At 68.4% G+C, this 26,555-nt stretch carries 26 protein-coding genes; 13 read left to right on the top strand and 13 right to left on the bottom strand.

Annotation, left to right across the window (positions count from 1 at the left end; translation table 11 throughout):
* Together ACWEKS_RS37915 and ACWEKS_RS37910 are read left to right on the top strand one after the other, a co-directional pair.
* A partial coding sequence (locus ACWEKS_RS37915; RefSeq protein ID WP_452344554.1) for a DNA-directed RNA polymerase subunit beta occupies nt 1-836 on the top strand: 836 nt, incomplete at its 5' end.
* A gap of 90 nt (nt 837-926) precedes the next feature.
* Complete coding sequence (locus ACWEKS_RS37910) at nt 927-4,880, top strand: DNA-directed RNA polymerase subunit beta' (RefSeq protein ID WP_452344553.1); 3,954 nt, start codon at nt 927-929, stop codon at nt 4,878-4,880.
* Between the two features lie 177 nt (nt 4,881-5,057).
* Here ACWEKS_RS37910 and ACWEKS_RS37905 read toward each other — a convergent pair whose 3' ends face one another.
* Complete coding sequence (locus ACWEKS_RS37905; protein WP_452344552.1) at nt 5,058-5,753, bottom strand: hypothetical protein; 696 nt, start codon at nt 5,751-5,753, stop codon at nt 5,058-5,060.
* 129 nt (nt 5,754-5,882) lie between these two features.
* On the bottom strand, nt 5,883-6,851 hold the full coding sequence (locus ACWEKS_RS37900) for an EamA family transporter (RefSeq protein ID WP_452344551.1): 969 nt from the start codon (nt 6,849-6,851) through the stop codon (nt 5,883-5,885).
* Nucleotides 6,852-6,890: 39 nt separating this feature from the next.
* On the opposite strand from ACWEKS_RS37900, the gene ACWEKS_RS37895 reads away from it, so the two are divergent.
* On the top strand, nt 6,891-7,427 hold the full coding sequence (locus ACWEKS_RS37895) for a CGNR zinc finger domain-containing protein (RefSeq protein WP_452344550.1): 537 nt from the start codon (nt 6,891-6,893) through the stop codon (nt 7,425-7,427).
* Nucleotides 7,428-7,440: 13 nt separating this feature from the next.
* Here ACWEKS_RS37895 and ACWEKS_RS37890 read toward each other — a convergent pair whose 3' ends face one another.
* Complete coding sequence (locus ACWEKS_RS37890; protein WP_452344549.1) at nt 7,441-8,289, bottom strand: LLM class flavin-dependent oxidoreductase; 849 nt, start codon at nt 8,287-8,289, stop codon at nt 7,441-7,443.
* A 286-nt stretch (nt 8,290-8,575) separates the two neighbouring features.
* Here ACWEKS_RS37890 and mqo point away from each other — a divergent pair, with 286 nt between their 5' ends.
* Nucleotides 8,576-10,081, top strand: a complete 1,506-nt coding sequence (mqo, locus tag ACWEKS_RS37885; RefSeq protein ID WP_452344548.1) for a malate dehydrogenase (quinone) — start codon at nt 8,576-8,578, stop codon at nt 10,079-10,081.
* Between the two features lie 112 nt (nt 10,082-10,193).
* Complete coding sequence (locus tag ACWEKS_RS37880) at nt 10,194-10,685, top strand: PaaI family thioesterase (protein WP_452344547.1); 492 nt, start codon at nt 10,194-10,196, stop codon at nt 10,683-10,685.
* Nucleotides 10,686-10,706: 21 nt separating this feature from the next.
* Here the strand turns inward: ACWEKS_RS37880 and ACWEKS_RS37875 are convergent, their stop codons facing one another.
* A complete protein-coding gene (locus ACWEKS_RS37875; RefSeq protein ID WP_452344546.1) occupies nt 10,707-11,714 on the bottom strand; it encodes an aldo/keto reductase in 1,008 nt (335 codons plus the stop codon).
* A 164-nt stretch (nt 11,715-11,878) separates the two neighbouring features.
* Between ACWEKS_RS37875 and ACWEKS_RS37870 the strand changes: the two genes are divergently transcribed.
* Nucleotides 11,879-12,718 carry a helix-turn-helix transcriptional regulator gene (locus ACWEKS_RS37870; protein ID WP_379389286.1) on the top strand — a complete coding sequence of 280 codons (840 nt, stop codon included), beginning with the start codon at nt 11,879-11,881 and terminating at the stop codon, nt 12,716-12,718.
* Between the two features lie 54 nt (nt 12,719-12,772).
* On the opposite strand, the gene ACWEKS_RS37865 is transcribed toward ACWEKS_RS37870, so the two are convergent.
* The 5 genes from ACWEKS_RS37865 to ACWEKS_RS37845 all read right to left on the bottom strand — a co-directional run bounded on the left by ACWEKS_RS37865 (nt 12,773) and on the right by ACWEKS_RS37845 (nt 15,558).
* Nucleotides 12,773-13,762: a pirin family protein gene (locus tag ACWEKS_RS37865; protein WP_452344545.1), complete on the bottom strand. Its 990-nt coding sequence runs from the start codon at nt 13,760-13,762 to the stop codon at nt 12,773-12,775.
* Between the two features lie 16 nt (nt 13,763-13,778).
* Nucleotides 13,779-14,093, bottom strand: coding sequence for a GNAT family N-acetyltransferase (locus ACWEKS_RS37860; protein ID WP_354836525.1), 315 nt, complete (start codon nt 14,091-14,093; stop codon nt 13,779-13,781).
* A 3-nt stretch (nt 14,094-14,096) separates the two neighbouring features.
* Nucleotides 14,097-14,579 (bottom strand): carboxymuconolactone decarboxylase family protein, encoded by a 483-nt coding sequence (locus ACWEKS_RS37855; protein ID WP_452344544.1) that lies wholly within the window; start codon nt 14,577-14,579, stop codon nt 14,097-14,099.
* A 107-nt stretch (nt 14,580-14,686) separates the two neighbouring features.
* Nucleotides 14,687-14,911, bottom strand: coding sequence for a hypothetical protein (locus tag ACWEKS_RS37850; protein ID WP_452344543.1), 225 nt, complete (start codon nt 14,909-14,911; stop codon nt 14,687-14,689).
* A 185-nt stretch (nt 14,912-15,096) separates the two neighbouring features.
* On the bottom strand, nt 15,097-15,558 hold the full coding sequence (locus ACWEKS_RS37845) for a MarR family winged helix-turn-helix transcriptional regulator (protein WP_452344542.1): 462 nt from the start codon (nt 15,556-15,558) through the stop codon (nt 15,097-15,099).
* A gap of 112 nt (nt 15,559-15,670) precedes the next feature.
* Here ACWEKS_RS37845 and ACWEKS_RS37840 point away from each other — a divergent pair, with 112 nt between their 5' ends.
* Both ACWEKS_RS37840 and ACWEKS_RS37835 read left to right on the top strand, forming a co-directional pair.
* A complete protein-coding gene (locus ACWEKS_RS37840; RefSeq protein WP_452344541.1) occupies nt 15,671-16,306 on the top strand; it encodes a GTP cyclohydrolase II in 636 nt (211 codons plus the stop codon).
* 181 nt (nt 16,307-16,487) lie between these two features.
* Nucleotides 16,488-17,291 carry a dioxygenase family protein gene (locus ACWEKS_RS37835; RefSeq protein ID WP_452344540.1) on the top strand — a complete coding sequence of 268 codons (804 nt, stop codon included), beginning with the start codon at nt 16,488-16,490 and terminating at the stop codon, nt 17,289-17,291.
* An 18-nt stretch (nt 17,292-17,309) separates the two neighbouring features.
* Here the strand turns inward: ACWEKS_RS37835 and ACWEKS_RS37830 are convergent, their stop codons facing one another.
* Nucleotides 17,310-17,801 carry a MerR family transcriptional regulator gene (locus ACWEKS_RS37830; RefSeq protein ID WP_452344539.1) on the bottom strand — a complete coding sequence of 164 codons (492 nt, stop codon included), beginning with the start codon at nt 17,799-17,801 and terminating at the stop codon, nt 17,310-17,312.
* A 150-nt stretch (nt 17,802-17,951) separates the two neighbouring features.
* Between ACWEKS_RS37830 and ACWEKS_RS37825 the strand changes: the two genes are divergently transcribed.
* Nucleotides 17,952-18,155, top strand: a complete 204-nt coding sequence (locus ACWEKS_RS37825) for a hypothetical protein (protein WP_354836509.1) — start codon at nt 17,952-17,954, stop codon at nt 18,153-18,155.
* A 26-nt stretch (nt 18,156-18,181) separates the two neighbouring features.
* Here ACWEKS_RS37825 and ACWEKS_RS37820 read toward each other — a convergent pair whose 3' ends face one another.
* Nucleotides 18,182-18,673 carry a SixA phosphatase family protein gene (locus ACWEKS_RS37820; protein ID WP_452344538.1) on the bottom strand — a complete coding sequence of 164 codons (492 nt, stop codon included), beginning with the start codon at nt 18,671-18,673 and terminating at the stop codon, nt 18,182-18,184.
* A gap of 225 nt (nt 18,674-18,898) precedes the next feature.
* Between ACWEKS_RS37820 and ACWEKS_RS37815 the strand changes: the two genes are divergently transcribed.
* Complete coding sequence (locus ACWEKS_RS37815; RefSeq protein WP_452344537.1) at nt 18,899-20,566, top strand: FAD-dependent oxidoreductase; 1,668 nt, start codon at nt 18,899-18,901, stop codon at nt 20,564-20,566.
* Nucleotides 20,567-20,728: 162 nt separating this feature from the next.
* Here the strand turns inward: ACWEKS_RS37815 and ACWEKS_RS37810 are convergent, their stop codons facing one another.
* Nucleotides 20,729-21,505, bottom strand: coding sequence for an acyl-[acyl-carrier-protein] thioesterase (locus ACWEKS_RS37810; protein ID WP_452344536.1), 777 nt, complete (start codon nt 21,503-21,505; stop codon nt 20,729-20,731).
* Between the two features lie 334 nt (nt 21,506-21,839).
* On the opposite strand from ACWEKS_RS37810, the gene ACWEKS_RS37805 reads away from it, so the two are divergent.
* The 3 genes from ACWEKS_RS37805 to ACWEKS_RS37795 all read left to right on the top strand — a co-directional run bounded on the left by ACWEKS_RS37805 (nt 21,840) and on the right by ACWEKS_RS37795 (nt 25,898).
* Nucleotides 21,840-23,627 (top strand): protein kinase domain-containing protein, encoded by a 1,788-nt coding sequence (locus ACWEKS_RS37805; RefSeq protein ID WP_452344535.1) that lies wholly within the window; start codon nt 21,840-21,842, stop codon nt 23,625-23,627.
* Between the two features lie 123 nt (nt 23,628-23,750).
* Nucleotides 23,751-24,725 carry an NADPH:quinone oxidoreductase family protein gene (locus ACWEKS_RS37800; protein WP_452344534.1) on the top strand — a complete coding sequence of 325 codons (975 nt, stop codon included), beginning with the start codon at nt 23,751-23,753 and terminating at the stop codon, nt 24,723-24,725.
* A 60-nt stretch (nt 24,726-24,785) separates the two neighbouring features.
* Entirely contained in the window at nt 24,786-25,898 is a 1,113-nt protein-coding gene (locus ACWEKS_RS37795) for a winged helix DNA-binding domain-containing protein (protein WP_452344533.1), read from the top strand.
* Between the two features lie 23 nt (nt 25,899-25,921).
* Here the strand turns inward: ACWEKS_RS37795 and ACWEKS_RS37790 are convergent, their stop codons facing one another.
* Nucleotides 25,922-26,440 carry an Lrp/AsnC family transcriptional regulator gene (locus ACWEKS_RS37790; RefSeq protein ID WP_452344532.1) on the bottom strand — a complete coding sequence of 173 codons (519 nt, stop codon included), beginning with the start codon at nt 26,438-26,440 and terminating at the stop codon, nt 25,922-25,924.
* Nucleotides 26,441-26,555: the final 115 nt, after the last annotated feature.

Raw genomic sequence — 26,555 nt, 5'->3', positions numbered from 1 at the left:
TCCCGCAGGAGGACATGCCGTTCCTGCCCGACGGCACGCCGGTCGACATCATCCTGAACACCCACGGTGTGCCGCGTCGTATGAACATCGGCCAGGTGCTGGAGACCCATCTGGGTTACATCGCCAAGACCGGTTGGCAGGTCGACGGTTCCCCGGACTGGGCGAAGAACCTGCCCGAGGAAATGATCGGCCAGCCCGCCGACACGAACATCGCCACCCCGGTGTTCGACGGTGCGCGTGAGGAAGAGCTGACCGGCCTGCTCGGTTCGACGCTGCCGAACCGCGACGGCGAGAAGATGATCAACGACGACGGTAAGGCCATCCTGCTGGACGGCCGCTCCGGCGAGCCGTTCCCGTATCCGGTCTCGGTCGGCTACATGTACATCCTGAAGCTGCACCACCTGGTCGACGACAAGATCCACGCGCGTTCGACCGGTCCGTACTCGATGATCACGCAGCAGCCGCTGGGTGGTAAGGCGCAGTTCGGTGGTCAGCGCTTCGGTGAAATGGAATGTTGGGCCATGCAGGCGTACGGCGCGGCCTACACCCTGCAGGAACTCCTCACCATCAAGTCGGACGACGTGGTCGGCCGCGTGAAGGTGTACGAGGCGATCGTCAAGGGCGAGAACATTCCGGAGCCGGGTATCCCGGAGTCGTTCAAGGTTCTGCTCAAGGAGCTCCAGTCGCTGTGCCTGAACGTGGAGGTGCTGTCCTCGGACGGCGCCGCCATCGAGATGCGCGACGGCGACGACGAGGACCTGGAGCGCGCCGCGGCGAACCTGGGTATCAACCTGTCCCGCAACGAGGCTGCGACGGTCGACGACCTGGCGCAGTGAGCGAACGGTCCTGGAGCGCCGAGAGGCGCTCCAGGGCAATGGATTTGAACTTTTGCTCATTCTCAACCCGAACAGGGGAAAGGAAGTTACGTGCTAGACGTCAACTTCTTCGATGAACTCCGGATCGGCCTGGCGACCGCCGAAGACATTCGCAACTGGTCTTTCGGCGAGGTCAAGAAGCCGGAGACCATCAACTACCGCACGCTGAAGCCGGAGAAGGACGGCCTCTTCTGCGAGAAGATCTTCGGTCCCACCCGGGACTGGGAGTGCTACTGCGGTAAGTACAAGCGTGTCCGCTTCAAGGGCATCATCTGTGAGCGCTGTGGTGTCGAGGTGACTCGTGCCAAGGTGCGTCGTGAGCGCATGGGCCACATCGAGCTGGCCGCCCCGGTCACCCACATCTGGTACTTCAAGGGTGTGCCGTCGCGCCTGGGCTACCTGCTCGACCTCGCGCCGAAGGATCTGGAAAAGATCATCTACTTCGCCGCGTACGTGATCACCTCGGTCGACGACGAGCTGCGCCACAACGAGCTGTCCACGCTCGAGGCGGAGATGGAGGTCGAGAAGAAGTCGGTCGCCGATCAGCGCGACGCCGACCTCGAGGCCCGCGCCCAGAAGCTGGAAGCCGACCTGGCCGAGCTGGAGGCCGAGGGCGCCAAGTCCGACGTCCGCCGCAAGGTCAAGGACGGCGGCGAGCGCGAGATGCGTCAGCTGCGCGACCGCTCCCAGCGTGAGCTGGACCGGCTCGACGAGATCTGGACCACCTTCACCAAGCTGGCCAAGAAGCAGCTGATCATCGACGAGGTGATCTACCGCGAGCTGCAGGACCGCTACGGCGAGTACTTCACCGGTGCCATGGGTGCCGAGGCGATCCAGAAGCTCATGGAGACCTTCGACATCGCCGCCGAGGCCGAGAACCTGCGCGAGACCATTCGCACGGGCAAGGGCCAGAAGAAGCTGCGCGCGCTGAAGCGTCTGAAGGTCGTGGCGGCGTTCCAGACCAACGGCAACTCGCCGATGGGCATGGTCCTCGACGCCGTGCCGGTGATCCCGCCGGAGCTGCGCCCGATGGTGCAGCTGGACGGTGGCCGCTTCGCGACCTCCGACCTGAACGACCTGTACCGCCGCGTCATCAACCGCAACAACCGGCTGAAGCGACTGATCGATCTGGGTGCGCCCGAGATCATCGTGAACAACGAGAAGCGCATGCTTCAGGAGTCGGTGGACGCGCTGTTCGACAACGGCCGTCGTGGCCGTCCGGTCACCGGTCCGGGTAACCGCCCGCTGAAGTCGCTGAGCGATCTGCTCAAGGGCAAGCAGGGTCGTTTCCGTCAGAACCTGCTCGGTAAGCGTGTCGACTACTCCGGCCGTTCGGTCATCGTCGTCGGTCCGCAGCTGAAGCTGCACCAGTGTGGTCTGCCCAAGCTGATGGCGCTCGAGCTGTTCAAGCCGTTCGTCATGAAGCGTCTGGTCGACCTGAACCACGCGCAGAACATCAAGTCCGCCAAGCGGATGGTCGAGCGTCAGCGTCCCCAGGTGTGGGATGTCCTCGAAGAGGTCATCTCCGAGCACCCGGTGCTGCTGAACCGTGCGCCCACCCTGCACCGCCTGGGTATCCAGGCCTTCGAGCCCCTGCTGGTCGAAGGTAAGGCCATCCAGCTGCACCCGCTGGTGTGTGAGGCGTTCAACGCCGACTTCGACGGTGACCAGATGGCCGTGCACCTGCCGCTGTCGGCGGAGGCGCAGGCCGAGGCCCGCATCCTGATGCTGTCCTCGAACAACATCCTGTCGCCGGCGTCGGGTCGTCCGCTCGCCATGCCGCGTCTGGACATGGTGACCGGTCTGTACTACCTGACTCGCCTGGAAGAGGGCGCGAAGGGCGAGTACCGCGCGGCCACCAAGGACGAGGCCGAGTTCGGCGTCTACTCCTCGCCCGCCGAGGCGCAGATGGCCGTCGATCGCGGTGAGCTGACCGTGCGTTCGCTGATCAAGATTCGCCTGACCGAGCAGCGTCCGCCGAAGGACGTCGAGGCCGAGCTGTTCCCGGACGGCTGGCGGCGGGGCGACGCGTGGATCACCAAGACCACGCTGGGCCGCGTCATCTTCAACGACCTGCTCCCGGCGGACTACGCGTTCATCGACGAGCCGATGCCGAAGAAGCGTCAGGCGGCGATCATCAACGATCTCGCCGAGCGCTACCCGATGATCGTCGTGGCGCAGACCGTCGACAAGCTGAAGGACTCCGGCTTCTACTGGGCCACCCGCTCCGGTGTCACCGTCTCCATGTCGGACGTGCTCGTTCCGCCGGAGAAGGCGGAGATCATGGAGCGCTACGAGGCGCAGTCGGATCAGATCGAGAAGAAGTACCAGCGTGGTGCGCTCGATCACCAGGAGCGCAACAACGCCCTGGTCAAGATCTGGCAGGAAGCGACCGAAGAGGTTGGTAAGGCGCTGCGCGCGCACTACCCGGCCGACAACCCGATCATCACGATCGTCGACTCGGGCGCGACCGGTAACTTCACCCAGACTCGTACCCTCGCCGGTATGAAGGGTCTGGTTACCAACCCGAAGGGTGAGTTCATCCCGCGGCCGATCAAGTCCTCCTTCCGTGAGGGCCTGACGGTTCTGGAGTACTTCATCAACACCCACGGTGCGCGAAAGGGTCTGGCCGACACCGCGCTTCGTACCGCCGACTCGGGTTACCTGACCCGTCGTCTGGTGGACGTGTCGCAGGACGTCATCGTGCGCGAGACCGACTGTGGCACCGAGCGCGGCATCGTGGTGCCGATCGCGGAGAAGCAGGCCGACGGCTCGCTCATCCGGGACGCCCACGTGGAGACCAGCACCTACGCTCGTACGCTGGCCACCGACGCGGTGGACGCGAACGGCAATGTCGTCGTCGAGAAGGGCCACGACCTGGGCGATCCCGCCCTGGAGGCGCTGCTCGAGGCCGGCATCACCGAGGTGAAGGTTCGCTCCGTGCTGACCTGCACCACCGGCACCGGCGTGTGTGCCACCTGCTACGGCCGCTCGATGGCGACCGGCAAGCTGGTGGACATCGGTGAGGCCGTCGGTATCGTCGCCGCCCAGTCCATCGGTGAGCCCGGTACCCAGCTGACCATGCGTACCTTCCACCAGGGTGGTGTCGCGGGTGACGACATCACGGGTGGTCTGCCCCGAGTGCAGGAGCTTTTCGAGGCTCGTGTGCCCAAGGGCAAGGCCCCCATCGCCGAGGTGTCGGGTCGCGTGCGGCTCGAGGACGACGACCGCTTCTACAAGATCACGATCATCCCGGACGACGGGTCGGACGAGGTCCTGTACGACAAGCTGTCGAAGCGTCAGCGTCTGCGGGTGTTCAAGCACGAGGACGGCTCCGAGCGTCTCCTGGCCGACGGTGACCACGTCGAGGTCGGTCAGCAGCTGCTCGAGGGCTCGGCCGATCCGCACGAGGTGCTGCGCGTGATGGGTCCGCGTCAGGTGCAGGTCCACCTGGTCCACGAGGTCCAGGAGGTGTACCGCTCGCAGGGTGTGTCCATCCACGACAAGCACATCGAGGTGATCGTCCGCCAGATGCTGCGCCGCGTCACCATCATCGATTCGGGTGCGACCGAGTTCCTCCCGGGTTCGCTGGTGGAGCGCGCCGAGTTCGAGTCCGCCAACCGCCGCGTGGTCGCGGAGGGTGGCGAGCCCGCCTCGGGTCGCCCGGTGCTGATGGGTATCACCAAGGCGTCGCTCGCGACCGATTCGTGGCTGTCGGCGGCCTCCTTCCAGGAGACCACCCGCGTGCTCACGGACGCCGCGATCAACTGCCGCTCCGACAAGCTGATCGGCCTGAAGGAGAACGTGATCATCGGTAAGCTGATCCCGGCCGGTACCGGCATCAACCGGTACCGCAACATCCAGGTTCAGCCCACCGAGGAGGCCCGTCAGGCCGCGTACGCTGTCCCGTCCTACGACGACAGCTACTACAGCCCGGACGGCTTCGGCACCTCCACCGGTGCCGCGGTCCCGCTGGACGACTACGGCTTCAGCGACTACCGCTGAGCCTGGTAGGCAGTCAATAGGATTCGGCCCCCGCTTCACCTCGAAGCGGGGGCCGAATCATTTGCGCTGCCTTCGGTTTCGAAGCTGCGATGCCCGAGGTCACTTGGTAGTTCATGCACCCGCAAGCCGGCCCGCGCTCTGACGAGGAGCGCGGGCCGAATTGTGTTGTGGGGCTGGTCAGTTCGCCGGTTGGGGGGCGGCGGGGAGGGCGGCGAAGACCGGGCGGAAGAGGTTGCCGGTGCCGGGGGCGAGGGTGTCGACGTAGCTGAGGGCCGCGTCGGTGGCCTGCTGGCCGCCGGACATCTGGAGCCCGATGGCGCCGCCGACCACGCCGCCGACCACGGCGAGCAGGGGAGCGGTGATGAAGTCGAGGACGAACAGGCCGACGGGGAAGCCCGCGATGAAGCCGATGGTGGCGCCGATGGCCGCGCCGGTGGCTACCGCGGGGAGGTTGGCCTGGACGACGTCGAAGAAGTGCTGCTGGGCGTCGACCTCACGGACCGGGGTGTCGGATTCCGCGACGGGGGTGAGGGTCAGCCGGCGGTTGTCCTGGTCGATCGTCGGGGTGAATTCGGCTGTCCTGCCGTCGATGTCGTACTTCAGGGGGACGGTGGAGACCAGGACGCCGTCGTCGTTGGTCACGATGACGGCGTCGCCGTCCCAGGTGGCGAGGAAGTGCCCGGCCTGCAGGGTGCTGACGGCGGCGCGGTGGTCGGCGGTGAGGGCCACGTCATAGCCGATGTTGTGATCGGTGCCCTTGATCTGCAGGGCGGGTTGCTCCGGAGCCTGCGCCGGTTCGGCGGTCGCGGTGCCCGCGACCGTGGTCGCGGTCAGGCAAAGCAGGGCGGGCGCAATGTATTTGGTTATGGGCATCGTGGTTTTCCTCGAGTTGCGGACTGGTTCCCCGACATTTGCGACAAACTACCGTTATCAACTCGAGATGTGAAGGGCTGTGGCGCACAAGGGCAATCGATAAATGTAATCGGCAGGTCAGCGCCGGTGTCAGGAGTGTGGCATGCTGCTCGCGAGTGGGTCGTCCGCGGGCTCGCCCAGCCGGACCACCACCACGCCGATGAGAACCAATGCGCCACCGAGCAATTGGATCGGCGCGGGCGCCTGACCGAGCAGCGCCCAGGAGAACGCAATGGCGGCCAGTACCTCGCCGAGCGCCGCGAAGGACGCCAGCCGGGAGCCGAGCAGCCGGGTGGCGGCGATGCCGGTCACGTACGAGACGGCGGCGGTGATCACGCCGAGCGCGAGCAGCGGCGCCCACCAGTCCGCCGTGAAGCCCTGGAACGCTACGGATGCCGTGGTGGCGTGCAGCGGCACGATGCCGATCAGCCCGGCCGCCAGAATGCCGAGCCCGCCGACCAGCAGTCCGCCGGTGGCCAGCACGGTGCCGGGGACCTGATCCCCGGCGTGCGCGGACAGGATGAAATACGCTGCCGCGCCGACCATCGCGCCCAGCGCCCAGGTGATGCCGACCCAGCTGGTGGCCGTCCCGGAGTTCAGGTCGAGCACCAGGATCAAGCCGGTCACGCCGATGATCGCGCCGAGAACGGTTGCGCGCCCGGGTTTCTGGCTGTGCCGCAGCCACAGCCACACCACCACCGCGATGGGTGCGGTGTATTCGATGAGCAGTGCCACCGCGACATCCATGTGCGCGACGGCATTGAAGTAGGCCAGCTGCGCGGTGGCGACGGCCAGCAGGCCGTAGCCCACGAGCAGGGCGGCGTTGCGGCGCAGCAGGTTCCATTCGCCACGCAGCTGCCGCGCGGCCACGGGCAGCAGCACCAGCGCGCCGAGTAGTACGCGCACGATGACCACGGCGGCCGGACTCCAGCCGGCGTCGATGAGCCCGCGGGCCAGCGGGCCGGAGAGCCCGAATGCGGACGCCGACAGCGCGGCGCAGAGCAGTCCGGAACGCAGCCGGTGCGACATCGCCGCCCTGTCATGAGTCAAAGTCGCCATGACAAATGACGCTAGGTGGCCCGGGTGTAATCTGTCAAAGTGATTTTCGCTGATGACACGGTGGCGGCCATGGCGGCGGCGGTGGAACTGGTGAACTCGGCCGAGGACCCGGACACCCTGACCGAGATCGCCCAGCTGGACGAGTTTTTCGTCAAACACGGCTACACCGGCGTGCATGCCCGCACCCGGGCGGAGCTGACGGCCGTCCGCGGCCAGCGCGCCCCGCTGCGCCGCCTGCTCACCGCCGACCGCGACACCGCGGTCGACCTGGTGAACGCCATCCTGGCCGAGCATCGCGCGGTGCCGCGGCTGGTCCGCCACGACGACCTCGACTACCACATCCACGCGGTGCCGCCCGAGGCTCCGCTGGATGTCCGCATGGCCGTCGAGACCGCCATGGCCATGATCGACCTGATCCGTGCCGACGAGCTGTCCCGGCTGGCCATTTGCGCCGACGAGACCTGCGCGGGCATCGTGCTGGACCTGTCCCGCAACCGTTCCCGCCGCTACTGCTCCACGGCCTGCACCAACCGCAATGCGGTCGCGGCCTACCGGGCACGCAAGATGGTCGGCTGAGCCCGGGGGACGGTCAGCCGATCACGTCGGCGAGCCGATCCACCTGATCGGCGTCGCGGCCGTAGCAGTACAGCATCACCTCATCCGCCCCGAGATCGCCGAATTGCCGGATGGCGTCGCGGATTTCGCCGGGCGTGGTCAGCATGCCGCCGACCATGAAGTCGGCGCGGCCGGAGAATTCGTAGTACGCGCCCATGGACGCGCGGGCGTCGTCGAGCACGGCGTCCGAGCCGAGCGCGACATTGACCTGGGCCACGATGCGGGGCGCGCCGGTGCGGCCGTGGTCGCGCCAGGAACGGCGGACGGCGTCGAAGAGCCCGCCCGCCCACGAGGGCGCGGCGGCCGCGAGAAAGCCGCCGCCCCAGCGGCCGACGCGTTCCAGCGCGGCGGGCTGGAAGCCGCCGAAGAGCAGTTCCGGGCCGGGGAGCGAGCTCGGTGCGGGGCCGATGGGCCCGCAGCTGGAACTGAACGGCTTGCCCGCCCAGAGGTCGCGCATGAGGCCGATCTGCTGATCGAGGCGGCGGCCGCGAGTGCGCAGGTCGGTGCCGGAGGCCTCGTGGTCGTCGGCGCGCCCGCCCACGCCGAGGCCGAGCACGAAGCGCCCGCCGGACAGCACATCCAGGGTGGCGGCCTGTTTTGCGAGCAGTGCGGGATCGCGCAGGGGCGCGATGAGGACCTCGGTCTGCAGCTTGACGCGGCTGGTCGCGCCGGCGAGCACGCCGAGGGTGACCAGCGGTTCGGGATTGTCGTAGACCAGCCGATCGAGCAGGCCGAGGGTGGAGAAGGGGCCGGCGTCGGCGCGGCGCGCCCAGTCGAGCAGGGCGAGGGGATCGGAAATGGGGAGTCCGAGACCGATGTGCATGGGATGACCTCCATGGAGAGCTGAGTGGGCACAACTGCACTGCCGCCCACTCCGCGCCTCTCCGGAGGCGGATGCTCTCATTCTGCGGCACAACTTCTGGAGAGCATCTCTTGGATTGTGGCCAATATAGGGCGCTTTCGAACAATGTCGCAAACCGGCCGGTAGCTCCGGGTGCGCCGGGCCGGGTTGGGCGATAGTGTTGCTGCGCCGCCCTGGCGGGCCGGTGGATGGTGCTAGCGTGCCCGTACGCTGTCCGAGTTCAATCGGGGTTTTCCAGGTAATGACGATGAGAACACAACTGCCGCTGCGGCCCTACGATGTCGTGCTGATCGGCGGCGGCATCATGAGCGCGACGCTCGCGATGCTGATCAAGCATCTGGAACCCAGCTGGACCATCGGCGTGTACGAGCGATTGCCCGAGGTGGGCTCCGAAGCGTCGGCGGCCTGGAACAATTCGGGCACCGGCCATGCCGGACTGTGCGAACTCGATTACACCACCGAGAATCCCGACGGCAGTATCGATATCGAGCCGGCGCTGGAGCTCAATGAGCAGTTCCAGCTCACCCGGCAGCTGTGGGCGTCGCTGGTGGAATCCGGGGTGCTGCGCAAGCCGGAGACCTTCATCAATCCGGTTCCGCACCTGACGCTGGCGCGCGGGCAGCGGGAAGTGGATTTCCTGCGCCGCCGCCACGAAACCATGTCCGCGCACCACCTTTTCGCGAATATGCGATTCAGCGACGACCCCGAGGTCATTGCCGACTGGGCTCCGCTGATCACCCGGGGCCGTGACGCCTCCGAGCCGATCGCCGCGACTCGCGATATCACCGGCAGCGATGTGGATTTCGGCGAACTGACCGGCCAGCTCTTCCATTGGCTGCGCTGGCAGGATGTCGAGATCCACCGCAATTGCGAGGTGCGCGGGCTGCGCCGCAACAATGACGGCACCTGGCAATTGCGGGTCGACTGGCGCACCGACAACGACCGCCTCACGCGAAAGGTGGACGCCCGCTTCGTATTCGCGGGCGCGGGCGGCTGGGCGCTGAAAATCCTGCAGCGGGCCGGTGTTCCGGAAGTGCACGGTTACAGCCTGCTGCCGGTCAGCGGTCGATTCCTGCGCTGCGACAATCCCGCCGTGGTGGCCGAGCACGACGGGAAGGTCTACGGCAGCGCGCCCTCGGGTGCGCCGTCGATTGCCATGCCGCACTTGGATACCCGGGTGATCAACGGCGATCGCGCGCTGCTGTTCGGTCCGTACGCGGGGGCGAATCCGCGTTTCCTGAAACGGGGTTCGCTCTTCGACGCCGCGGGGGCGGTGCGGCCGGGCAACGCGGGCCCGATCGCGGCCATGCTGAAGTCGAATCCCGAGCTGATGCGGCTGCTGGTGACGCAGCTGGCCTCGACCCGGAAGAAGAAGCTCGCCGCGCTGCGGGAATTCGTCCCCGAGGCCCGCGCCGAGGACTGGACCCTGGTCACCGCGGGTCAGCGCGCCCAGCTGGTGAAGCCGGATCCGGAGCAGGGCGGGGTGCTGGAGTTCGGGACGGAAGTCGTTGCCGCGCAGGATGGTTCGATGGCAGCGGTGCTGGGCGCGACACCGGGTGCGTCGACCGCCCCGGTGATCCTGCTCGAGGTGCTGGAGCGCTGTTTCCCGCGCTACTCCAGGCTCTGGGAGCCGCGGTTGCGCGAGCTGATGCCGACACTGGGGCAGAGCCTGGCCAAGGATCCGCGGCTGGCGCGCCAGACCATGGCCCGGACCGCGGAGGCGCTGGGGCTGGCCGGCCGGGTGGTGGGCTGATCCGGCGGGAAGCTGCCGTATATCCGTGGCTGGAAGCTGCCGTGGACAAAGCCGCGCCCGGCCCGGTATGAAATTGGAACAGGTTTCAATTTCTGGCCGGGTAGGAGAGGCGATGGACAGCGCTACCAAGGACGAGGCGAACGCCGCCATGGGTGAGATGGTGATGGCGGGCTTCCAGAAGCTCGGCTTCATCCAGTTCACCGGTATCGAGGGTGTGCACTACGCCCCGGGCCGCAATGTGGTCCGGATGGCCGCGCGCCCCGAGCACTTCAACCACAATGGCGATATCCACGCTGCCCTGCTGTTCGGCCTGGCCGAGACGGCCGCCATGGGCGCGTCCATCTCCGGCATCGTGGACCTGCTCGGCGACACCTTCATCGTCGCCCGCGACGGCCGCATCGAATACCTGGCCCGCGCCAAGGGCGAGGCGGGCCCGTTCAGCGCCACCGCCGAGCTGACGCCGGAGACCATCGCCCAGACCCGCGCGAACATCGAATCCCGCACCGAGATCGAGCTCGAGGTGCCGGTGACGATCGCCGACGTCACCGGCAAACCCGTGGCCCGCGCCGCCTTCACCGCGGTGATCCGGCCGCGCCGGAAGTGATTCCGGCTCCAGCGAGGTGACTCAGCGCTCGCTGTCGAGCATGGCCATCTGCGCGGGCGCGTAGCGGCCGCCCGCCACCTGGTCGGCGGGCACCGCCGCCTCGATGGTGGCCAGCTCGGCCTCGGACAGCCGAATATCCACCGCCGCAACGGCTTCGGCCCAGCGTTCCGGCTTCCGCGCGCCGATCAGCGGCACGATGTCCGTGCCCCGCGACAGCACCCAGGCGATGGCCAGCTGGGCCACGCTCACCTGGTGCTCGGCCGCGATCTTCGCCAGCGCGTCGACCAGGCGCAGGTTGGCGTCGAGGTTCTCACCTTGGAAACGCGGGCTGTGTGCCCGGAAATCGGAGGGTGTGAACTGCTGCCCGGGCCGCAGCGAATCGCTCAGCAGGCCGCGGGAGAGCACCCCGTACGCGGTGATGCCGATGCCGAGTTCCCGTGCGACGGGCAGGATTTCGGCCTCGATGCCGCGCGAGACCAGGGAGTATTCGATCTGCAGGTCCACGATCGGGTGCACGGCCGCCGCCCGGCGCAGCGTCTCCGCGCCCACCTCGGACAGGCCGATGTGGCGGATGTAGCCGGCCTGCACCAGCTCCGCCAGGCCGCCGATGGTCTCCTCGATCGGAATGTTCGGGTCCAGCCGGGCGGGCCGGTAGATGTCGACGTAGTCGGTGCCCAGTCGCTGCAGGGAGTAGGCGAGGAAGTTCTTGGTGGCCGCGGGCCGGGTGTCGACGCCGCCGAAGCTGTTGTCGGGTCCGCGCAGCGCGCCGTACTTCACGCTGAGCAGGATGTCCTCGCGCTTGCGGTCGGCCAGCGCCTGCCGGATGAGCAGTTCGTTGTGGCCCATGCCGTAGAAGTCGCCGGTGTCGATGAGGTTCGCGCCCGAGTCGAGGGCGGCGTGCACGGTGGCGATCGAGACGGCGTCGTCGGCCGTGCCGTACATGCCGGACATCCCCATGGCCCCGAGGGCCAGGCGGGAGACGGCGGGCCCGGTCTTGCCGAGCTGAACGGTGCTGAGGTTCGTGGTCATGCCGATAACACTGCGCCGCCGCGGCGCGGTCCGGGAGAGGAGCGTTCATCCAGGGATCGACGATCCCTGGTTCCGCCGGTGGACGGCCGGGGCGGGATTCGCGCGGCGCAGACTGGGATCGCCGGTACCTGGCTAGCGGGCCTGGGACGGGGGACAGTGGTGAGGTGGATCGAACCGAGCTGGCCGACTTCCTGCGCCGCCGCCGTGAGCAGCTGCAACCCGCCACCGTCGGGTTGCCGCCGGGCGCGCGCCGCCGCACCCCCGGCCTGCGCCGCGACGAGGTCGCCATGCTCGCCGGCATGTCGACCGACTACTACACCCGGCTGGAGCAGGCGCGTGGCCCGCGCCCGTCCGTGCAGGTGCTGGCGTCGCTGGCGCGGGCGCTGCGGCTGACCGACAGCGAGCGCGACCACGTCTACCACCTGTCCGGCCACCAGGCCCCAGCGCGCGGCGGCGACAGCCACGTGGGACCGGGCCTGCTGCACCTGCTCTCGAAGCTGGACGACACCCCGGCCGTGGTCATCTCGGACCTGGGTGAGGTGCTGGTGCAGAACCGCATGCACACCCTGCTGTCCGGGGACTACTCGCAGCGGCGCGGGCTGGAACGATGCATTCCGTGGCGCTGGTTCACCGAACCGGGCTCCCGCGCCATCTTCCCGCCGGAGGACTGGGAAGCCATGAGTCACAAGCATGTCGCCGATCTGCGCGCGGTCTCCGCCCGTCGCGCCGGCGACGCCGACGTGACCGAGCTGGTGGCCCGGTTGCGGGCCGCCAGCCCGGAGTTCGAGCGGCTGTGGAACGAGCACGAGGTGGGTACCGGAACCGGCCACATCAAGCGCATGGTGCACCCGGAAGTCGGTGTGCTGGAGCTGATCTGCGAACCGCTGCTCACCCCCAGCGCCACCCGGCACGTGCTGATCTACTACCCCGCGCCCGGCACCGACACCCAGCAGAAGCTGGATCTGTTGCGGGTCATCGGAACTCAGTCGATGACCAGCCGCTGACTGCCGGCCGCAACGAAATCGGCCCCGAACCAGTGCGGTTCGGGGCCGACCTTGTCACTCGTGCGGCACGCCGCAGCGGCGCTTGCGCGGCTTCAGATGCAGCCCCGGCAGCGGCGGCGCCGGGATCCGCTGGTCCGGCGTGTGCCCGGCGATATCGGCGAAGCGGCCGACATCGTGCTTCTCCCAGTCGTTGCGGGCCTGTTCGATCTCCTCGTGGCTGCGGGCCACGAAGTTCCACCACATGACCAGATCCTCGCCGAACGGTTCACCGCCGAGCAGCAGCAGATGCGCGCCGCCCGTGGAGTCGTGCAGCCGGAGGGACTCGCGGTCGCTGCCCAGGTAGAACAGGCTGCCGGGCGCGACGTCGGTGTCGTCGACGCGGAGCCCGCCCGCGATCACCAGCACCGCGTGCTCGAAGTCCGGATTCAGCGGCAGCGTCACCGCCGCTCCCGCCTCGAGCCGCAGATCGGCGCCGACGATCGGGGTGTAGGCCCGCGCCGGCGAGGTGGCCCCGCCGAGCGAGCCCATCAGGACGACGCCGTGCAGCCCCGGCAGCGTGAACTCGGGCAGGTCCCGATACTGCTCGAAATGCGGTGCGATATCCCGGGATTCGTCGGGCAGCGCCACCCAGAGCTGGAGCCCGTGACCCGAGATGTGGCCCGGCACTCGATATTCCGAGTGCGCGATGCCGCGTCCGGAGGTCATGAGGTTCAGCTGCCCGGGTGCGATCTCCACATCCGAGCCCACACTGTCGCGGTGGCGGATCCGCCCGTCCAGCGGCCACGTGACCGTTTGCAATCCGATATGCGGATGCGGGTCGATGTCGTGCCCCTCCGGGTTGGCGGGCGAGCCGCCGTCGAAATGGTCCAGGAAGCACCATGCGCCGACTGTCGGCAGGTCCCGCTGCGGCAGCGACCGGAAGACGGTCACCCCGCGCACGCCGCCCAGCGGCACCTCGCGGGCCGGGAAGAACTCGGCGCGTGGCCCGGGCCGCCCGGACGATTCGCACAGCGCCTCTTCCGGCCGTGGCTCCAGATCACTCATGCCCGCTTCTCCCTGCTCACCTCTTGATGCCCTTGCCCACTACGTATTCGTCGTATTCCGGGTGCTTGTCCAACCAGCCCTTGATGAACGGGCAGCGTGCCACGATGACGCGGCCGCGGGCGATCACATCCTTGATCGCCTCCTGCGCGAGCAGATTCGCCAGGCCCTTGCCGCTGAATTCCTGATCCACCTCGGTATGAATGAAGGTGGTGTCGTTGTCGTCGCGCTCGCGGTACTCGCTGAACCCGGCGAGCGAATTCCCGTACCACACCTCGTACCGGTGTTGCGCGTCGTTACGAACGACTGCGGCCGTCACGGCCTGTTCGCTCATTGTTCAGTTCTCCTTCCGCACCCGCACCGGATGTCTGCTCATAATCGACACGCGATTGAACGCGCCGATAGTGGTCGCAGCCCAGATGAGAACGGACATCTGGTCATCCGACAAATGTTGCCGCGCAGCAGCATACTCACGCTGCATGGTCTCCTCATCCGGCAATGAAGTGACCGTCTCGGCCACCGAGAGTGCGGCCTGCTGCAGTTCCGTGAACAGGTATGGACTGCGGCGCCAGGTGGTCAGGACATCCAATTGCTGCTGGGTGACACCGGCTTCGCGGGCGTACCGGGAATGCAGGTCCAGGCAGAACGGGCAACCGGTGAGCTGGGAGACGCGGACATTCACCAATTCCATGACCGCGCGGTCCAGATCGGCGGCCGCGGCGGCGTTCCGCACGGCGAACGCGACGCTGTTGAGTTCGCGGAAGACCCCGGGCGTCTGCTTGTCGATCCACACCCGGTCGTGAGTTACAGGCGACTGCATAGTGGCTGCATCGTAAGCCGAGAATGTGAACCGTGCCTTCTGGTCTGAAAATTGGTGTTTCAGACCGGGGTCTTCCGGGTGAACTCAGCGGGGTCTTCGGCGTGAACTCAGCGTGCCGCGGCCGCCCGCTGCCGGGCGAAGAAGCCGAGCACGGCCGCGTGCCAGGCATCGGGCTGCTCCACCATGACGACATGCCCGCCCGGGAGCTCGGTGTACTCGGCCCCCGGAATCCCGGCGGCCTGCTCGCGGGCGTTGGCCGGATCGCAGCGCAGATCGCCGGCGTGCCCGATGACCAACGTCGGCACCGCCACCTGCGGCAGGTCGGCGCGCACGTTCCGTGTGCTCGATCAGCGCCGCCTGCGCGGCCGTGCCGCCCGGGATGTTCGCGGCGGTCTGCGCCAGGATCTCCGCGAGCCGGCGCCGGATGCTGCTGGCCCGGCAACGGGACGCGGTCCTGGCCGCGCCCTACGACCCGAATCCCGGTGTGGCCGAGGCGTCCGGAGCCGACTCGGAACGGTTACGCGGTTTCTTCCCGGAGGCGACGGTTGACCTCGGTGAATCCCGTTGCCACAGCGGCCAACTGCTCCGGGGTGAAGGCGTCGACGAAGAACTCGCGCACCGTCTCGACGTGGCCCGGGGCGGCCTGTTCGAGGCGCTCGCGTCCGGCGTCGGTGAGGCGGGCGTAGACCGCGCGTAGATCGGTGCGGCAGTTGCGGCGGGTCACCAGGCCCGCCTTCTCCAGCTGGTCGACCTGGTAGGTGAGCTTGCTCTTGGAGTTGAGCAGGGTCGAGGCCAGTTCGGTCATGCGCAGTTCGCCGTCGGGGGCGGCGGCGAGGCGGACCAGGATCTCGTATTGCAGGTGGGAGAGTCCGGAGTCCCGCTCGAGCTGTCTGCCGAGTCGGCGTTCCAGCAGGCTGGCGGCGCTCAGGAAGGCCAGCCAGGCCGCCCGTTCCTCCTCGTTCAGCCAGCGTGGACTCATCTGCCCAGGTTACAGCCGGTTGTTCGGGTTGGAATAACCTCTCTCACCCTGCGGTTCAAATTTGAACAGTGCCCCATTCAATGAACTGGTCCCTGGCCTCAGGAGAATTCTCATGAGCAGCACCTTCGTCGGCGCAAGCGTCCGCACCCGCGTGCGGATTCCGCTGACCTTCGCCGACGGCTACTCGACGACCGCACAGGCGGTCACCTTCGACGGCCTCGCCGACGGCCGCGAGCACGTGGCCCTCGTCCTCGGTGAACCCGACCTCGGAGCGGACGGCCCGGCCACGCCGCTGGTGCGGCTGCACTCCGAATGCCTCACCGGCGACGTCTTCGGCTCCGCCCGCTGCGACTGCGGACCGCAGCTGCGCGAGGCCGTCGAGCTCATCTCCGGCACCGGCGGCATCCTGCTCTACCTGCGCCAGGAGGGCCGCGACATCGGCCTCTACAACAAACTCGACGCCTACGCGCTACAGGACTCGGGCCTGGACACCTACCAGGCCAATACCGAACTCGGCTTCGACGAGGACGCCCGCGACTACACCGCAGCCGCCCAGATGCTGACCGCCCTCGGCGTCGGCGAACTCGACCTGCTCACCAACAATCCCGACAAGGTCCGCCAGCTGACCGCGCTCGGCGTGACGGTGCGCGACACCGTCCCCACCGGCGTCCACGCCACCCCCGACAACCTGCGCTACCTGCGCGCCAAGGCCGAGCACACCGGGCACACCATCCGGCTCGTCGGCTGAGCCGACCATCCAGCTCCGTGGCTGAGCCGACCATCCAGCTCCGTGGCTGAGCCGACCATCCAGCTCCGTGGCTGAGCCGACCATCGAGCTCCGTGGCTGAGCCGACCATCGAGCTCCGTGGCTGAGCCGACCATCGAGCTCCGTGGCTGAGCCGATTTCGAAATCAGCGAGAGGAAATCCCATGTCCCAGGCCGTGACTCATGAGCGGACCGACCGCATGCCGGTGCTCTACCTGAGCCACGGCGCACCGCCCCTGGCCGACGACCCGATCTGGCCCGGCCAGCTCGCCGCCTGGTCGGCCGAACTGCCCAGGCCCGCCGCCATTCTGGTGGTCTCCGCGCACTGGGAGGACGCGCCCGTCACCCTCGGCGCGACCACCACCGTGCCGCTGCTCTACGACTTCTGGGGCTTCCCCGAGCACTACTACCGGGTCCGCTACGCCGCCCCCGGCGCTCCGGACCTGGCCGCGAAAGTCCGTGCGCTGCTGGGCCGTCCGGGGCAGCCGGTGCACGAGGCGCCGACCCGCGGCCTCGACCACGGCGCGTACGTGCCGCTCGTCGAGATGTACCCCGATGCCGACATCCCGGTCCTGCAGCTGTCCCTGCCGACTCTCGACCCGGTCGGCCTCTACGACCTGGGCCGCCGTCTCGCCCCACTGCGCGACGAGGGCGTCCTCATCCTCGGCAGCGGCTTCTTCACGCACAACCTGCGTGAGGCGAACTTCTCCATGCCGGCCGACCTCGCGCCCGGCTGGTCCCGGGAATTCGACCACTGGGGTGACGAGGCACTGGCCGCCGGCGACATCGACGCCCTGCTGGACTTCGAGCGCACCGCCCCCGACGCCCGCCGCGCCCACCCGCGCACCGAGCATTTCGCGCCGCTGTTCGTGACCCTCGGCGCGGGCGCGGACGAACTGGCCACGCAGCACACCGCCATCGACGGCTTCTGGTACGGAATGGCCAAGCGCTCCATCCAGATCGGCTGATCCGGGCGGAGCCGGCGCTCAGTTCCCGTGGCGAGCAGCGCCGTTCGACTCGACCCGGGCAGCGCCGTTCGACCCGACCGGCGGATCACACGTCTGTCCGCCGCCGTAGAGCTCGATCTTGTAGTCCAGGACCACCAGGGTGGATTGCAGTTCCTCGATCTGGGCGAGGACTTCGGCGCGGGTCCGCCGGAACATCTCGAGCCGCTCCGGATAGGTGTGCTCCCCAGCCCGCACCAGCTCCGCGTACTTGACCATGTCGGCCACCGACATGCCCGTGCGCCGCAGCTTCCCGATGAACGCCAGCCAGCCCAGATCCCGGTCGCTGAACCGGCGCTGGCCGGAATGATCGCGGCCCACGTAGTCCATCAGGCCGATGCGCTCGTACCAGCGCAGGGTGTCCCGGGTCAGGCCGCACCGATCGGAGACCTCACCGATGGAATATCGCGGCCGTTCGTGCTCCACGGTGTCCTGCGGTGCCGGATTGCGCTGTTGGACCGGTGCTGCGCTCATCGGTCTCGCCCCTTCCTGCCGAACTATCCACGACGTTAGTGGGTTGGAGTGCACTCCAAGCAAGCCTACGGGCGTGCGACGTCGAGGGTGTGGGTGCGCGAAGTTTCGATGTGCGGCTCGACCGGCTCGTTTCGCGCCTACCCTGGGGTCATGGCTGGAAAAGACGTGGATCGGATCAGGGCCCGCTCGGCTCTGGAGACGGCCAAGGAACAACCGGTGATCACGGCCATTGCCGCGCTACCCGTGGTGGCGGTGCTGGGCGTGGTGTGGTGGCTGCTCGGCTTCTGGCCGGCGCTGCTGCTCCTGCTGATCTTCGGTGGTGTTGTGGTGTGGAAAGGCAAGCTACTCGGCTGAGCCCGGCCCTGCCGAGGTGGCCGGGCCTACCGCGGCACGTGGAATCGCACCAGTTCACCCGTGCCCGGGTCGGCGGCTGCCCACGGGCGGTCGAACTCGATGACCGCCAGCGCCGAGGTGGGGAATTTCGCGCTCATCTCCTCGGCCGGGCCGGAATGCCGGTTGGCCGCCAATTCCCATGCCGTCCAGGGCATTCCGGGGGAGTGGCCGATGACCAGCAGGGTTTCCACGGCATCGTCGGTGAGTTGCAGCATCTCGATGATGATGTGCGGGGACGCCTCGTAGATCGAGCTCTCGAACGTCACCGGCGCGGTGATGCCGGTGGCCGTCAAGGTCTCCCGCGTTCGCGTCGAAGTGGAACAGAGGACGGCGTCGATCTCCGGCTGGGTGGCGCGCAGCCAATCGCCCGCCAGCGCCGCCTCGCGCCGCCCGCGCGGGGCCAGGGGTCGCTCGTGGTCCTGCACGCCCTCGGGGTATCCGGATTTGCCGTGCCGCATCAGGATGAGAGTCCGCACCATGGGCATTACGGTAGGGGGCCTCGAGTGCGCCCGGGAGACCGGTCTCACAGCGGTGCACGCCGGTGCCGACGCGAGACAGTGCTCACACTCGAGGCACACTGAAGGTGGCGACACATCGCAGTGCCGACACCCGATGGAACGCCGCCTATATTAGAACGTGTTCTACCGACCCTGCTCGAGCCCGAGCGGAGTATTACACGCGACAGTTTCGAGGATCTGCGAGATATGGCCTATGTGATCACGCAGCGTTGTTGCAACGACGCCAGCTGCGTACCCGAGTGTCCGGTCGATTGCATTCGTCCCACGCCCGAGCAACGCGAGTTCGCCACCACCGAGCAGCTCTACATCGACCCGGACACCTGCATCGACTGCGGCGCCTGCGTCGACGCCTGCCCGGTCGACGCGATCTTCTCCGAGGACGATCTGCTCGCCTCGCTGGCGCGCTTCCGCGATATCAATGCCGCCTACTTCCAACGGCATCCGCTGGAGTCGAACTTCGAGCCGCTGGTCGCGCCGTCCCGGGCGCCCAAGGAACTGGGCACGCTGCGGGTCGCCATCGTCGGCGCGGGCCCGGCCGCCTGCTACGCCGCCGAGGAGCTGCTGCGCCGCGCCGATGTCGAGGTGGAGCTGTTCGACCGGCTGCCCACGCCGTACGGCCTGGTGCGCGCGGGCGTCGCCCCCGACCACCCGGGCACCAAGTCGGTGGCCGGCCTGTTCGAGTCGGCCTTCCGGCGCGAGGCGCTGCAGTACCGGTTGAATGTCGAAGTCGGCAAGCACATCTCACACGAGGAGCTGCTCGCCCACCACCACGCCGTCATCTACGCCGTCGGCGCGGCCACCGACCGCCACCTCGGCATCCCCGGCGAGGACCTGCCCGGCAGCCACTCCGCCACCGAGTTCGTGGCCTGGTACAACGGCCACCCGGACTTCGCCGACCGCGAATTCGACCTCTCCGGCGAGCGCGCCGTCATCGTCGGCAACGGCAATGTGGCGCTCGACGTGGCCCGCGTGCTCACCGTCGACCCGGACGAGCTGGCCAAGACCGATATCGCCGACCACGCTCTGGATGCGCTGCGCCGCAGCAACATCAAAGAGGTCGTGGTGCTGGGCCGCCGCGGTCCGCTGCAGGCGGCCTACACCTCGCCGGAGTTCCTGGCGCTCACGCACCTGAAGGGCGTCGACATCATCGTCGACCCCGAGGACCTGGTCCTGGACCCGGCCTCGCAGGCCGAGCTGGACGACCCGGAGGTCGAGCCCTCGCTGCAGCTCAAGTACACCCTCGCCCAGGAATACGCCGCCGGTTCCCGCAACCCGGACAACAAGCGAATCGTGTTCCGCTACCTGGTCTCTCCCACCGCCATCACCGGCGACGGCAAGGCCGAGGCGGTCGAGTACGTGCACAACGAGCTGGTCGAGGAGAACGGCCGCACCGTGGCCCGCGCCTCGGACCGCACCGGCACCGTCGAGGCGTCGCTGGTGCTGCGCTCCATCGGCTACAAGGGCGAGCCCGTCGCGGACGTGCCGTTCGACGAGTCCGCCGGCGTCATCCCCAATGACAAGGGCCGAGTCCTGGCCGCCGGCAACCCCGTTGCGGGCGTGTACGTCTCCGGCTGGATCAAGCGCGGCCCGCGCGGCGTCATCGGCTCCAACCGCATGGACTCGCAGGAGACCGTCGACCAGCTCATCGAGGACTTCACCCAGGGCAAGCTCGCTGCCCCGCAAGCCGGTCGCGCCGCGCTGGATGCCCTCCTCTCCGAGCGCCAGCCCGACCAGATCGGCCGGGACGGCTGGAAGGCCATCGACGCCGCCGAGAAGACCGCGGGCAAGTCCGCGGGCCGCCCGCGCGTGAAGTTCACCAGCGTCGAGAACCTCCTCAAGGCCGCCAAGGGCTAGACCAGCTCCCGGGACTCTCAGGGCACGCACCAACAGCTGTGCCCCACCTGTAATGGGTGGGGCCACAGCCGTTTTCGCGGTTGTTCGGGTGCAGTATCGAATTCAGCTCGGCAGTATCGAATTCAGCTCGGCAGTACCGGATTCAGTTGGGCAGTATCGGATTCAGCTGGGCAGCGGCCCGATGCGCACCGCCGTGGTCGTCACTCCGCCCACCACGAACCACAGCCGCAGCGCCGCCGGATGCCCGGTCCGATCGCCCGGCTCGTACCGGCTGCGCACGCTGATGTGCTGGCGCGCCAGCACCGGCGCCACGTACTCGATGACCGCGCGATGCGGCCCGGCCACCAGCTTCGGGTAGTCGACCAGGTACTGCTCCACCGCCTGCCAGTAGGCCGCGTTGTTCACGTGGTTGTACTGGTCGATATCGGTGGCACGCACCGGGAACGGCAGATCCACATCCGATTCCGGCGGCGTGGGATCGGTGAGCCAGGGCCGCCAGCGCAGCCGGTGCTGATCGGTGGTGCGGGCGAGCTCGGCCAGGCCCTCGTCACTGATCCGGGTCGGCATATTGGTGAACTCGTTGATATTGATCCAGAACCCTTCGGTCTCGATCAGGCCGCCGTTCTCGCTGGTGATTCGCACCCGCATATTGGTCCACCGCGTCGACATGGCCGAACACCAGCGCCGCAGTTCCACCCGGTCCGGCCAGTGGATGGGCCGCACCACGTCCACCACGGTGCGCCGCACGATCCAGGCCGGATCCGTCCGATGGAAGAATCCGGATTGCATTTCCTCCCAGGCGATGTCCTGGAGGTAGCGGGCCACGGCATCGAATCGCAGCCGTTGATAGGGATCCATGTCGCCGGCTCGGACGGGCCACGCGGAAGCGAAGCCCATGCCCTCCTGGGGAAGCGGGGCGAGTGGCTCATCGAGTGACACTGGTGCTCCTCGCGCTGCACGGTGTGCCGCATGTCTTTCCAAAAGCACCGGTGAGGTGCCTACTGACCGAAGTCCGTGACATGACTCTACGGGGCGTGCGGGACACACTCACGTCGAGTCACCTGTACTTCTGTTCGGGGAACGACAGTGTTTCTCGGCTGCGGAGATCAGTCCAGCCGAATGGGAAACGGCACTGTTCGGGGCTTGACGGGGCCGTCGCGCACAGTCGCGGTCATCGGCGGAACGACGGTGCCGCGATCGAGGGAATGACAGTGCGTCGCACGGCCCGTAGCCTTTCCTGTTGTATATCCAGCGGCAGGGAGGACGACGCAGGGTGGCCGCAGGGGCGAGGGCCGGTTCGCGGTTCGGGCAGTACGAGTTGCGGCGGCTGCTCGGGGTCGGCGGCATGGGCGAGGTCTACGAGGCCTACGACACGGTGCGCGACCGGGTGGTCGCGGTGAAACTGCTGGATGTCGACCTGGCGCGGCAGCCCACCTACGTCGAGCGCTTCCGCCGTGAATCCCGCACCGCCGCCAAACTCCAGGAACCGCACGTCATTCCGGTACACGACTGGGGTGAGGTGGACGGCGTCCTGTTCATCGACATGCGGCTGGTGCGCGGCCGCGACCTCAAGGCCTACCTGCACGACGAGGGCCCGATGGTGCCCGAGCAGGCCGTCACCGTGGTGGAGCAGGTCGCCGCCGCACTCGACGCCGCCCACGAGAGCGGACTCGTGCACCGCGACGTCAAACCCGCCAATATCCTGCTCACCGGCGAAACCTTCGCCTACCTGGTGGATTTCGGCATCGCGCACACCGAGTCCGACGTCCAGCTCACTCAGACCGGCAATGCCATCGGCTCCTTCGCCTACATGGCCCCGGAACGCTTCGAGCACAATGCCTCGGTCTCGCCCGGCGCCGACATCTACGCGCTGGCCTGCGTGCTCTACGAATGCCTCACCGGCGGGCCGCCGTTCCGGGTGGAGGGCAATCTCGCCACCATCCGGGCCCACATGCTCACGCCTCCGCCGCGGCCCAGTGTCCGCGCCGGGGTCCCGGTCGGCCTGGACCAGGTGGTCGCCATCGGCATGGCCAAGGATCCGACCCGGCGCTACGCCACCGCCGGGCAGCTCGCTCGCGCCGCCCGGGCCGCGCTGATACGGGCCGGCCACGGCGAGCCCACCCGCACCACCGTGCCGCCCGCCCCGCCGACCATCGGCTCCCCGGCCGTCCCGCCCGGGCACTCCGGGCCGAATTACCTCGACCAGCCGTCGGGCTCCGTCGAATACCCGCGCCCGGGTCACCCGTCCGGGTCCGGCAATGTCCCCGGGGGCGCCCATCCCTCGGGCCCGGTGGATTACCCCCGCGGCGGTCGGATTTCCGGTCCGCACACCGGGCCGGGCAACAACGAACCGACCGTGCTGCGCCCGATTCCCGCCGGGCAGGCCGGGTACCTGCCCGGTCACGCGCCGCACGAGAACCCGGCAGCGTCCTACGCCGCAAACCCCGCAGCGCCCTACGTACACCCGGCCCTGCCCCGCGAGCACCCCTCCGCGCCGCTGCCGTTGCCGCCCCGGCAGCGCAACAACCTGCCGCTGCTGGTGGGCGCGCTCATCGGGGTGGTCCTGGTGCTGGGCGCGGTGCTCGCGTGGGCACTGTTGTCCGGCAAGACCGGTGGCAACGGTGCCGGCGGCGTCACGACGGTCACCGGTCCGGCGCAGACCACCGCCGCGTACACCTCCATGACCACCGCCCGCACGACCGCCCCGACCACCACCCTGGTCCCGCTCTCGGGCACCGTATCCGGTACGGACACACAGGGTTTCACCGCGCAGCCGCCGCGCTGCAATGCCGACGACCCGGCCATGGCCATCGGCCGCACCGACAAATCGCGCCTGGTGGTGTGCCGCACCGCGACCGGCCGTTTCTACTACAAGGGCGTCCGCATCAGCGACAACGCGGGCATTCAGCTCGACGACCCGGTGCCCGACGGCACCGGCGGCTTCACGGTCACCAATCCCACCGACGGCACGCAGTACCGGATCACCGCCTACAGCTTGGTCATCACCACCGGCGGTCAGGTCGCGGCCAATGAGTCCATGATCGAATACGCCCATCGCTGAGCCTCGGCGACCGAATTCCTTCGCGCCTGCCGAATGATGTTGTTGCTCTCGGCCGTCCGCTGAAGGCGCGGGGTGCTACGTTCGGCTGGTATCCGCCGGTGAATTGATCGGAGTTGATCGAGAATGCGCGCAGCCGTGGTGAGCAAGCTGGAAGGCCCGGAGGCCATCGAGGTTCTCGAGATTCCCGAGCCGGCGGGGTATCCGGGCGGCGTCGTCATCGACGTGCACGCGGCCGGGATCGCCTTCCCCGATGTACTCATGACCCGCGGCCTGTACCAGATGAAGCCGCCGCTGCCCTACGTCGTCGGCTGCGAGGTCGGCGGCATCGTGCGCGAGGCGCCGGAGGGCTCGCACGTGCGGCCCGGCGACCGGGTGGTCGCGCTGACCCTGCTCGGCAATGCGGCCGCGGAAGTCGCGGTGGCGCCGGCGGAAATGGTCTTCACACTGCCCGACAATGTCTCGCTGGAGTCCGGGGCGGGCGTGCTGTTCAACGACCTGACCGTGCACTTCTGCCTCCGCAACCGCGGCCGGCTGGCCCCGGGGGAGACCGTGCTGGTGCACGGCGCCGCCGGCGGCATCGGCACCTCCACGCTGCGCATGGCGCAGGCGTTGGGCGCTGGGCGCGTCATCGCCGTGGTGAGCACGGAGGAGAAGGCCGAGGTCGCGCGGGCCAACGGGGCCACCGACGTGGTGCTCACCGACGGCTGGCTGGCCGCGGTCAAGGAACTCACCGGCGGCCGCGGCGTCGACATCGTGCTCGACCCGGTCGGCGGCGACCGCTTCACCGACAGCATTCGCTCGCTGGCTTCGGCCGGGCGGCTGCTGGTGGTCGGCTTCACCGCGGGCGACATCCCCACCGTCAAGGTGAACCGCCTGCTGCTCAAGAACGTCGAGGTGATCGGCGCGGCCTGGGGCGAGTGGGTCATGTCCCACCCGGGCTACCTGCAGGAGCAGTGGGCGGAGGTGGAACCGCTGCTCGCGAACGGCAAGATCACCCCGCCGGAGCCCGTGCTCTACGCCCTCGCGCACACCGCCGAGGCGGTCTCCGCCCTCGACAAGCGCACCGCCACCGGCAAGGTCGTCGTCACCCTCCGCTGACCCGGATCGCCCGGCGCGATCGCGCGCGCACCGCGCCCGGCTCCCGTAGCGTCACCGATCGTGAAGCTGTCCAACCGGGTGCTGAATCGGACCCTGCTCGCGCGTCAGCATCTGCTCGAGCGGTCCGGGCTCGGCGTGCACGAGCTGTGCGACCACCTCATCGGCCTGCAGGCGCAGGACATGCTGCCGCCATTCGTCGCATTGTGGAGCCGCACAGCCGATTTCGATCCCGAGACGGTGTCGAAGGCGCTCGATGACCGGTCACTGGTGCGAATCACCCTGATGCGCGGCACCATTCATCTGGTCACCCCGCCCGACGCACTGCGCATCGCCCCGCACATCCAGCCGGAACTCGAAAAGATCCCCTTCCGTAAGGGTTTCAACTTCGGCGCGCTGGTCGGCCTGGATCCCGAGGAGGTGCGCGCGCAGGGGGAAGAGGTATTCGGCGACGAGCCGACCCCCGCCGCGACGCTGCGCGAACACGCCGCCGCCCGGTACCCGGACCGCGATCCCGGCGCGATCGTGCAGGCCTGGCTCTACCAGCTCCCCGTCCTGCAGACCCCGCCGCGCGGCCGGTGGGGCGACAGCAGCCGCCCGGTCTGGTCCCGCCTGCAACCCTGGCTCGGCGCATCCCTCGACCCCGGCTACCCGCTCGAGGAACTGCTGCTGCGCTATCTGCGCGCCTTCGGTCCCGCCACCACCATGGACATGCAGACCTGGTCCAAGCTCACCGGCATGAAGAAGGCCGTCGAGAAGCTCGGCGACCGGGTCCGCACCTACACCGACGACCGCGGCCGCACCCTCTACGACGCCGCCGACGCCACCCTCGCCGACCCGGACCAGCCCGTCCCCGTCCGCCTGCTCGGCTGGTACGACAACGCCATCCTGTCCCACCAGGACCGCACCCGCATCGTCCCCGACGGCAATGCCCCGCCCCTGCGCGCCTTCGCCAACCAGGTCTCCCCGATCCTGATCGACGGCTTCCTGTCGGGCGTCTACAAGGTGTTCGCCAAGGGGGACACCGCGTCGCTGCGGATCAGCCCGCACGCCGGCTGGTCCCGCGCCGACCGCGCCGCGGTGGAGGCGGAAGCCGCTGCCCTGCTGTCCTTCTCGGAACCGGACCGCAAGCCCGTCATCGAAATCCTCGATCCCGGAGTGGACCTGCGGCCCTGACCAAGCGATCCCGTCGCGGATTCTCAGCGCACGGCGCGGTACGCCGGCGCCTTGCTCGACCCGGACGGGGTGAGCGTGCGCAGCAGCGGCAGGGTGCGCTGCGGCACGACGGTGGACAACACCACCACGCTGTGCGATCGCACCACCGAGCTGGTCCGGTCGATACTCAGCAGGACCGCCTGCAATCCGGCGTGCGAATCCGCGCCGATCCGGCACAGCACATCCCCGGAACCGGTGGTGGCGTAGGCCTCCAGCACCCCGGGGATGGCGTCGAGGTCGGTGGCGACCGCTTCCAGCGCGCCCTGCGCGATCTCCAGCGTCACGAACGCCTGCACATCGAAACCGGCCGCGGTGACATCGATCTGCGGATCGTAGGAGGAGATCACCCCCGCCTCCTCCATGCGCGCGATGCGCGACTGCACGGTGGCGCGGGCGACCCGGGTGCGGCGGGAGAGTTCCAGAATGCCCGCCTTCTGGTACTCGTGCATGGCGGTGAGGATGGCCAGATCCAGCTCATCCAGCCGGGCGGGCGTGCGGGACATGGCGGAACCTCCGCTCGTGAGTTCGCTGCTATTCAAATTGTCCAGCACCCGGCGGCAGATGGTGGTGCAATTCACCAGAGTGTCCAGTGGAATTCGGCGATATTGCCTAGTCGCG

It is taken from the genome of Nocardia sp. NPDC004711, from assembly GCF_053601595.1.
Note: the sequence above shows the minus strand (reverse complement) of the source record. Positions and strands in the feature narration are given on the sequence as shown.